This is a genomic window from Streptomyces sp. NPDC058401, from assembly GCF_042722885.1.
Taxonomy (GTDB): domain Bacteria; phylum Actinomycetota; class Actinomycetes; order Streptomycetales; family Streptomycetaceae; genus Streptomyces.
In genome coordinates this window covers 1-8905 of record NZ_JBHXKA010000135.1, presented here as the reverse complement: position 1 = coordinate 8905, position 8905 = coordinate 1, and the positions used below count along the sequence as shown (strand labels likewise).

Genomic DNA, 8905 nt, shown 5'->3' with positions numbered 1-8905 from the left:
ACCCGTTGGGCCATTTTGTGCTCCCGGGGGGCGCCCCCCCCCCCCCCCCCCCCGCGGCGCCCCCACCACCCACTCCAAAGCCCTTGCGCACAAGGGCCGTTATCGGTATTTACGCCTCGTCGGAAGACTTCCGCGTGTGCAGCTGGCGGGCGACCTCCGCGATCGACCCGGACAGCGAGGGGTACACGGTGAACGCGTTTGCGATCTGCTCGACCGTCAGGTTGTTGTCGACGGCGATCGAGATCGGGTGGATGAGCTCGCTCGCGCGCGGGGAGACGACCACGCCGCCCACGACGATCCCGGTGCCCGGCCGGCAGAACATCTTCACGAAGCCGTCCCGGATGCCCTGCATCTTGGCGCGCGGGTTGCGCAGCAGCGGGAGCTTCACGACCCTGGCGTCGATCTTGCCGGAGTCCACGTCGGCCTGGGTGTAGCCGACGGTGGCGATCTCGGGGTCGGTGAAGACGTTCGAGGAGACCGTCTTCAGGTTGAGCGGGGCCACCGCGTCGCCGAGGAAGTGGTACATCGCGATGCGCCCCTGCATGGCGGCCACCGAGGCGAGGGCGAAGATGCCGGTCACGTCGCCGGCCGCGTACACGCCGGGCGAGGAGGTGCGCGAGACCTTGTCGGTCCAGATGTGACCGGACTCCTTGAGCTTGACCCCGGACTCCTCCAGGTTCATGTTGCTCGTGTTCGGGATCGCGCCGACCGCCATCAGGCAGTGCGTGCCGCTGATGACCCGGCCGTCGGAGAGGGTGACCTCGACCCGGTCGCCGACCCGCTTGGCGGACTCGGCGCGGGAGCGGCCGATGACGTTCATGCCGCGGCGCCGGAAGACGTCCTCCAGTACGGCGGCGGCGTCCGGGTCCTCGCCGGGCAGGACGCGGTCGCGGGAGGACACGAGGGTCACCCGGGAGCCGAGGGCCTGGTACGCGCCGGCGAACTCGGCGCCGGTCACGCCGGAGCCGACCACGATGAGCTCCTCGGGGAGCTCTTCGAGGTCGTAGACCTGGGTCCAGTTCAGGATCCGCTCGCCGTCGGGCATCGCGTCGGGGATCTCGCGGGGGTGGCCGCCGGTCGCGATGAGCACGGCGTCGGCGGTGAGGATCGTCTCGGAGCCGTCGGCCGCGGTGACGATGACGTCCCGCGTGCCGTCGATGCCCTGCGGGCCGCCGAGCTTGGCGCGGCCCCGTACGACGCGGGCGCCGGCCCGGGTGACGGAGGCGGTGATGTCGTGGGACTGGGCGAGCGCCAGGCGCTTGACGCGCCGGTTCACCTTGCCGAGGTCCACGCCGACGACGCGCGCGGCCTGTTCGATGTGCGGGGTGTCGTCCGCGACGACGATGCCGAGCTCCTCGTACGACGAGTCGAAGGTCGTCATGACCTCGGCGGTCGCGATGAGAGTCTTGGAGGGCACGCAGTCGGTGAGCACCGAAGCGCCGCCCAGACCGTCGCAGTCCACGACGGTCACCTCCGCGCCGAGCTGGGCCCCCACGAGGGCCGCCTCATACCCGCCGGGTCCGCCGCCGATGATCACGATCCGGGTCACGAAAACTCCGCCTCACGTCTACCCGGCCGGCTGCCGCCCCGGCCGGGGCTTCCGGGGGGTCTCCCCGGGGGATGCATTCCGTACGTCATTGTCCCGCACGCATCAAGGTGCTTCACGCCCGGTCCCACCATCCGGGACGCGGGGCCCGTACGCGGCCGGGAGCGCTGTCCGGGCCGCCCCTCCCGTACCCTCGACCTCATGTCGCTCTACGCCGCGTACGCCGGCAACCTCGACCCGCGGCTGATGACGCGCCGCGCTCCGCATTCGCCGCTGCGCGGAACGGGCTGGATCAACGACTGGCGGCTGACCTTCGGCGGCGAGCAGATGGGCTGGGAGGGCGCGCTGGCGACGATCGTCGAAGCGCCGCGCCACCAGGTCTTCGTCGCGCTGTACGACGTGGCCCCCCTCGACGAGGACTCCATGGACCGGTGGGAGGGCGTCGGGCTCGACATCTACCGCCGCATGCGGGTGCGCGTGCACACGCTGGACGGCGAGGAAGCGGCCTGGGTCTACGTGCTCAACGGCTACGAGGGCGGCCTGCCCTCCGCCCGCTACCTGGGCGAACTCGCCGACGCGGCCGAATCCGCGGGAGCCCCGCACGACTACGTGATGGAACTGCGCAAGCGCCCCTGCTGAGCGTTTTCCGGCCCCGCCCGGGACAATTCGTCGGAAACGACAAGGCAACGATCCGAAGACCGTGAGCTGCGCCATCTACGCGCGTAGGCGAAGAGCGGCTACGCTCTTCCGCGTGAACGCATCTGTTACCGACCCCTTCGCCGCCGCCGACGCCGCCGCCGCCCGCCTGCGCGAGCTGACCGGCGCCGAGACCCACGATGTCGCCCTCGTGATGGGCTCCGGCTGGGCCCCCGCCGCGGAGGCCCTCGGCGCACCCGAGGCCGAGTTCCCGGTCACCGAGCTGCCCGGCTTCCCGCCCCCCGCCGTCGAGGGCCACGGCGGCAAGATCCGCTCGTACAAGATCGGCGACAAGCGCGCGCTGCTCTTCCTCGGCCGGACCCACTACTACGAGGGCCGCGGCGTCGCCGCCGTCGCCCACGGCGTGCGCACGGCCGTCGCCGCCGGCTGCAAGACCATCGTCCTGACCAACGGCTGCGGTGGCCTGCGCGAGGGCATGAAGCCCGGCCAGCCGGTCCTGATCAGCGACCACCTCAACCTGACGGCCACCTCGCCGATCGTCGGCGCGAACTTCGTGGACCTGACCGACCTGTACTCGCCGCGCCTGCGCGCGATGTGCAAGGAGATCGACGAGACCCTCGAAGAGGGCGTCTACGTGCAGTTCCCCGGCCCGCACTACGAGACCCCGGCCGAGATCAACATGATCCGCGTGATGGGCGCCGACCTGGTCGGCATGTCCACCGTGCTGGAGGCCATCGCCGCCCGCGAGGCCGGCGCCGAGGTGCTCGGCATCTCGCTGGTCACCAACCTGGCGGCGGGCCTCTCCGGCGAGCCGCTGAACCACGAAGAGGTGCTCCAGGCCGGCCGCGACTCGGCCTCGCGCATGGGCAAGCTGCTGACCCAGGTCCTCGCCCGGATCTGACCGAGCGACCCGACCGACGACGAGAGGTAGTGCAGGACGTGCAGGACGTGCAGGACGATCTGATCGCGCGGGCCCGGGCCTGGCTGGCCGAGGACCCGGACCCGGAGACGGCCGAGGAGCTCGCCCGGCTCATCGAGGCCGGTGACACGACCGAGCTCGCGGACCGCTTCTCCGGCATGCTGCAGTTCGGCACCGCCGGACTCCGCGGCGAGCTGGGCGCGGGCCCGATGCGGATGAACCGCAACGTGGTCATCCGGGCCGCGGCGGGCCTCGCGGCCTACCTCAAGGCCCAGGGCCACGGCGGCGGCCTGGTCGTCGTCGGCTACGACGCGCGCTACAAGTCCGCGGACTTCGCCCGCGACACCGCCGCCGTGATGCTCGGCGCCGGACTGCGTGCCGCCGTCCTGCCCCGTCCCCTGCCGACGCCCGTCCTCGCGTACGCCATAAGGCACCTGGGCGCCGTCGCCGGCGTCGAGGTGACCGCGAGCCACAACCCGCCCCGGGACAACGGCTACAAGGTCTACCTCGGCGACGGTTCGCAGATCGTCTCCCCGGCCGACGCGGAGATCGCCGCACAGATCGACGCGATCGCCGCGCTGGCCGACGTACCGCGGGCCGAGGACGGCTGGCAGGACCTCGGCGACGAGGTCCTGGAGGCCTACCTGGCGCGTACGGACGCCGTCCTCACCCCCGGCTCCCCCCGGAGCGTGCGGACCGTCTACACGGCCATGCACGGCGTCGGCAAGGACGTGGTCCTGGCCGCCTTCGCCCGCGCCGGCTTCCCGGCCCCGGTCCTGGTGGCCGAGCAGGCGGAGCCGGACCCGGCCTTCCCGACGGTGGCCTTCCCCAACCCGGAGGAGCCGGGCGCGATGGACCTGTCCTTCGCCACGGCCGCCCGGGTCGACCCGGACATCGTCATCGCCAACGACCCGGACGCCGACCGCTGCGCGGTGGCCGTACCGGACCCGTCCTCGGCCTCCGGCTGGCGGATGCTGCGCGGCGACGAGGTCGGCGCGCTGCTCGCCGCCCACCTGGTGCACAAGGGCGCACGGGGCGTCTTCGCCGAGTCCATCGTCTCCTCCTCCCTCCTCGGGCGGATCGCGGAGGCCGCGGGCGTCGGCTACGAGGAGACCCTGACGGGCTTCAAGTGGATCTCCCGCGTCGAGGGCCTGCGCTACGGGTACGAGGAGGCGCTCGGCTACTGCGTGGACCCCGAGGGCGTCCGCGACAAGGACGGCGTCACGGCCGCCCTGCTCGTCGCCGAGCTGGCCTCCGAGCTCAAGGAGCAGGGCCGGACCCTGACCGACCTGCTCGACGACCTGGCCATGGAGCACGGTCTGCACGCCACCGACCAGCTGTCGGTCCGCGTGGAGGACCTGTCGGTCATCGCCTCGGCGATGGCGGCGCTGCGCGCGGAGCCCCCGGCCTCGCTGGCGGGCCTGCGGGTCACCTCGGCGGAGGACCTGAACGAGGGCACGGCCACCCTCCCGCCCACGGACGGGCTGCGCTACTACCTGGAGGGCGACTACAAGGCCCGGGTGATCGTCCGCCCGTCCGGCACGGAGCCCAAGCTGAAGTGCTACCTGGAGGTCGTGGTCCCGGTGGCGGAAGCCTCCGACCTGCTCCCGGCCCGCGCCCGCGGCCAGGAAGTCCTCGACGCGATCAAGAAGGACCTCGCGGCGGCGGCCGGCATCTGATCCTTCACGCGCCGCTCGCACCGCCGCGCGGGCTTCGCGCCGCTGCGCCGGACTCCGTCCGTCGACCGGCAGGCATGCAACGGCCCCCCGAGCTCCGGCTCGGGGGGCCGTCCGCGCAAGGCCTCAGGAAGCCGAGGGCGCGGGCGTCGGCGTCGGCCGGACCACGTCGCCCAGGGTCGTGACCGACTCCGGACGGGAGCGGACGGCGTCCGTGCACTCCCAGGCCCGCGGCGGATCCGCGTCGGGACCGCCCAGGACCACCGGGCCCGCCCCCGCCGACACCGCGTCGCTCTCCGCGAGCGTGCACACCAGCTGCGACAGCGCCACCGGAGGCAGGTCCTCGGGCTTGCGGCTCAGCCGTACCGTGCCCGCCGGATCCCCCGGCCGCGGCGCCGAAGCCGTCAGCGTGGCCGGGACCTCCGTCGAGAAGCCGGCCTCCCGCTCCTCCTCCGAAGGCTCCCGCTGGAGCGCCTCCAGCAGAGCCTGGGTGACGGACACCGCAGCGTCCCGCGCGGGCTGCTTCTCCGGCACCGGCACCACCCGCTGGACACCCACCAGCTGCGCCCCGCAGACCAGTTCCACCGTGGCGCGGATGCCGTGCACCCCGCCCGTTCCGGCGGTCGTGCCCGTCGGGGTCTTGCAGGAGACCCGCGAGGGGGCCGCGCCCACGTCCACCGGCACGGTGGTCGCCCGGATCCCGCAGCCCGACAGGAAGCCCAGGGACACCAGGCTCAGGGCCGCCACCGCGGCCGTCGACCTGCGCCCCGTCCTTTTGCTCCTCTTACTCCTCGTCGTCGTCACCGGCGATCACCTTCCCCACGTCCACCGGCAGCCGCAGCGTGAACAGCGCACCGCCCTCCGCCCCGTTCTCCGCGGTGATGTCGCCGCCGTGGATGTGCGCGTTCTCCATCGCGATGGACAGGCCGAGCCCGCTGCCGTCGGACTTCGGCCGCGACGCGCTCGCCTTGTAGAACCGGTCGAAGACGTGCGGCAGTACGGCCTCGGGGATGCCCGGCCCGTTGTCCCGTACGGCCATGACCAGCCACTCCCCCTCCACCCGGATGGAGACCCGTACCGGCGATCCGCCGTGCTTGAGGGCGTTGCCGATCAGGTTGGCCAGGATCACGTCGAGCCGGCGCGGGTCGAGCCGCGCCACGATCCCGCGCTCCGCGTCGAGTTCGACCGCATCCAGCCAGGCCCGCGCGTCGATGCACGACGTGACCTGGTCGGCGACGTCCACGTCGTCCAGCACCAGGCGCGCCGTTCCCGCGTCGAAGCGGGTGACCTCCATGAGGTTCTCCACCAGGTCGTTGAGCCGCCTGGTCTCGCTCACGACCAGACCCACCGCCGGTGCGATCATCGGATCGAGGGTGTCGACCTCGTCCTCCAGCACCTCGGCGACCGCCGTCAACGCCGTCAGCGGCGTGCGCAGTTCGTGGGACATGTCCGCGACGAAACGCCGGCTGGACTCCTCCCGCGCGCTCATGTCGGCGACCTTCTTCTCCAGCGCCTCCGCCGTCTTGTTGAAGGTGTGCGCCAGGTCGGCGAGTTCGTCCGTCCCCGACACCTCCAGCCGGTGGTCCAGCTCCCCCTCGCCGAGCCGCCGCGCCGCGTCGCCGAGCCGCTGCACGGGCCGCAGCACCGTACGGGCCGCGGCCTGCGCGAGCAGCGCCGAGCCGAGCAGCGCGAGCCCGGTGGCGATGGTCAGCGACCAGGCCAGGGCGTTGAGGTCGTCGCGTTCCTGGGCCAGGGACTTGTACATGTAGCCGGTCGGCCCGCCGCCCACGATCCGGGTGCCGCCGACCAGGTACGGGTTCCCGCCCGGCTTCGTCCGCTGCCAGTACACGTGGTACGCGGCGTCGTTGGCCGAGGTGGTCTTCTGCCGGTCGTCCACGGCGTGCTGGAGCGACTTGGGTACGTCGGCCAGCGAGAAGGCGTCGGGACCGGCCGAGCCGGACACCTTGCGGCCGCCCTTCTCGTCCACCAGCAGCACGCTGTAGCCGGGGCTGCTGCCCGCCATCATCTCGGCGGTGTGCTGCAGCTCCTCCTGCGTCGGGTCGGCGGGCAGCGCCGCGGCCCGGTTCTGCATCTCCTGCCGGAAGTCGCCGAGGGCGGCGTCCTGCGTCCGGGTCAGGACGGCCTCGCGGTTGAGCCAGTACGCGATCCCGGAGGCGGACACGGCGGCCGTCAGCGCGACCAGTGCGAACACGACGAGGAGCCGCAGCCGCAGGCTGGTCCAGCGCCGGCCCGCGAACAGGGCTCTGATCACTGCGGGGAGTCCAGCCGGTAACCGACGCCCCGCACGGTACGGATCAGGGTGGGCGAGGAGGGCACTTCCTCGACCTTGGCGCGCAGCCGCTGCACGCAGGCGTCGACGAGGCGCGAGTCGCCGAGGTAGTCGTGCTCCCACACCAGCCGCAGCAGCTGCTGACGGGAGAGCGCCTGGCCGGGCCGGCGGCTGAGCTCCAGGAGCAGCCGCAGCTCGGTCGGGGTGAGCTGGAGGTCCTCGCCGTTCTTCGTCACCGTCATGGCGTTGCGGTCGATGACCAGCGAGCCGAAGACGGCGGAGTCGGTGGCCTCGCGCTCGCCACGGCGCAGCACGGCCCGGATGCGGGCGTCGAGCACCCGCCCCTGGACGGGCTTGACGACGTAGTCGTCCGCTCCCGACTCCAGGCCGACGACCACGTCGATGTCGTCGTTGCGCGCGGTGAGCAGGATGATCGGCAGCTGGTCGGTGCGCCGGACACGCCGGCACACCTCGAAGCCGTCGATGCCGGGCAGCATGACGTCGAGCACGATCAGATCGGGCCGCTGCTCGCGCAGCAGTTTGAGGCCGTCCTCGCCCGTCGCCGCGGTGGCCACACGGTGGCCCTGGCGGGTCAGGGAGAGTTCGAGGGCCGTGCGGATGGCGTCGTCGTCCTCGATGAGCAACAGGAAAGGCACGGGCTCATTCTGTCCCATCGCCCCTCGGGACTTCGACCGCCCTGCACCTTCAATCCGAACACGACCCCTCCCGGTCCCTGTGACAGGCCTGTGACAGTCGGCGGACACCCCGGTTATCTCGGGCGGGCAGTCTTCTTGGCAACGGACCAGACAGACTCCACGACGGGGGGCGCGAGATGAACACGCTGCACAGCATCAACACCAGCGCGGTTGTCACGCGGCTGCACGATGTGAACCGCCGCACGGCAATCCGTACGGCCACGGCCCCTTCCCGGCGGCCGGCGCACGTGGTGGCCATCGACGCGAAGACCTACGAGCGCCCCACCGTCCCCGCCCAGCGCACGCCGGGCTCCGCGGACGTCCCGGACTCCTCCAACGAGGCCGAGTTCACGGCGTACGTCCAGGAGCGGCGGGCCGCCCTCTACGCGACGGCCTTCCACCTGACCGGCGACCGCTACGAGGCCGAGGACCTGCTGCAGACCGCACTGTTCTCCACGTACCGCGCCTGGGACCGCATCAGCGACAAGGCCGCGGTCGGCGGATACCTGCGCCGCACGATGACGAACCTGCACATCAGCGCCTGGCGCCGGCGCAAGCTCAACGAGTACCCGACCGAAGAACTGCCGGAGACGGCCTCGGACACGGACGCCATGGGCGGTACGGAGCTGCGCGCCGTGCTGTGGCAGGCGCTCACCCGCATCCCGGAGCCGCAGCGCACGATGCTGGTGCTCCGGTACTACGAGGGCCGCACGGACCCGGAGATCGCGGAGATCCTCGGCATCAGCGTCGGCACGGTGAAGTCGAGCATCTGGCGCTCGCTGCGCCGCATGCGCGAGGACGAGGCCCTGAGCTTCGGCCGCGACGAGGCGGAGTCCTTCGAAGACCTGGTCGCATAAGGGCGACCTCCACAGACCAAAGGGCCAGGGGGCCCGTCCCGCGGGGGTGGGACGGGGGCCACGGGGGCAAAGGGCGGGATCGAGCGGACGGGGGTCCGCACGGTCCCGCCCTTTGGCATTTTCAGCCGTCCGGCGTTTGAGGACCGGGGTCCGGGGCCTTCCAGCCCGTCCGGCGTTTGAGGACCGGGGTCTGGGGCGGAGCCCCAGGGGCCCTTCAGCCCGTCCGGGGTTTGAGGACCGGGTCTGGGCGGAGCCCAGGGAACGG

Annotated in this window: 8 protein-coding genes; 4 read left to right on the top strand and 4 right to left on the bottom strand. The window is 72.3% G+C overall.

Going from position 1 to position 8905, the window contains the following annotated elements:
* Window positions 1-109: 109 nt before the first annotated feature.
* Window positions 110-1549, bottom strand: a complete 1440-nt coding sequence (locus ACFWNV_RS33110; RefSeq protein ID WP_383954217.1) for an NAD(P)H-quinone dehydrogenase — start codon at window positions 1547-1549, stop codon at window positions 110-112.
* Between the two features lie 198 nt (window positions 1550-1747).
* Between ACFWNV_RS33110 and ACFWNV_RS33105 the strand changes: the two genes are divergently transcribed.
* From ACFWNV_RS33105 to ACFWNV_RS33095, 3 genes are all read left to right on the top strand, one after another.
* Window positions 1748-2185, top strand: a complete 438-nt coding sequence (locus ACFWNV_RS33105; RefSeq protein ID WP_112449900.1) for a gamma-glutamylcyclotransferase — start codon at window positions 1748-1750, stop codon at window positions 2183-2185.
* Window positions 2186-2297: 112 nt separating this feature from the next.
* Window positions 2298-3104, top strand: coding sequence for a purine-nucleoside phosphorylase (locus ACFWNV_RS33100; RefSeq protein ID WP_383954215.1), 807 nt, complete (start codon window positions 2298-2300; stop codon window positions 3102-3104).
* Between the two features lie 47 nt (window positions 3105-3151).
* Window positions 3152-4801 (top strand): phospho-sugar mutase, encoded by a 1650-nt coding sequence (locus tag ACFWNV_RS33095; protein ID WP_383954225.1) that lies wholly within the window; start codon window positions 3152-3154, stop codon window positions 4799-4801.
* A gap of 123 nt (window positions 4802-4924) precedes the next feature.
* Here the strand turns inward: ACFWNV_RS33095 and ACFWNV_RS33090 are convergent, their stop codons facing one another.
* From ACFWNV_RS33090 to afsQ1, 3 genes are read right to left on the bottom strand one after another with little or no spacing between them, the layout of a single operon-like run.
* Window positions 4925-5545, bottom strand: coding sequence for a hypothetical protein (locus tag ACFWNV_RS33090; RefSeq protein WP_383954213.1), 621 nt, complete (start codon window positions 5543-5545; stop codon window positions 4925-4927).
* A gap of 37 nt (window positions 5546-5582) precedes the next feature.
* The gene (locus ACFWNV_RS33085; protein WP_383954211.1) at window positions 5583-7070 is read right to left on the bottom strand and encodes an ATP-binding protein; all 1488 of its coding nucleotides are present in this window, start codon (window positions 7068-7070) and stop codon (window positions 5583-5585) included.
* Entirely contained in the window at window positions 7067-7744 is a 678-nt protein-coding gene (gene afsQ1 / locus ACFWNV_RS33080) for a two-component system response regulator AfsQ1 (RefSeq protein WP_250746240.1), read from the bottom strand. Before afsQ1 ends, ACFWNV_RS33085 begins: the two co-directional genes overlap by 4 nt.
* Window positions 7745-7920: 176 nt before the next feature.
* Between afsQ1 and ACFWNV_RS33075 the strand changes: the two genes are divergently transcribed.
* Window positions 7921-8640 carry a SigE family RNA polymerase sigma factor gene (locus ACFWNV_RS33075; protein ID WP_383954209.1) on the top strand — a complete coding sequence of 240 codons (720 nt, stop codon included), beginning with the start codon at window positions 7921-7923 and terminating at the stop codon, window positions 8638-8640.
* Window positions 8641-8905: the final 265 nt, after the last annotated feature.

Coding starts and splice junctions, on each gene's coding strand:
- ACFWNV_RS33105 (WP_112449900.1), top strand. CDS start 1,748: ATGTCGCTCTACGCCGCGTACGCCGGCAACCTCGACCCGCGGCTGATG.
- ACFWNV_RS33075 (WP_383954209.1), top strand. CDS start 7,921: ATGAACACGCTGCACAGCATCAACACCAGCGCGGTTGTCACGCGGCTG.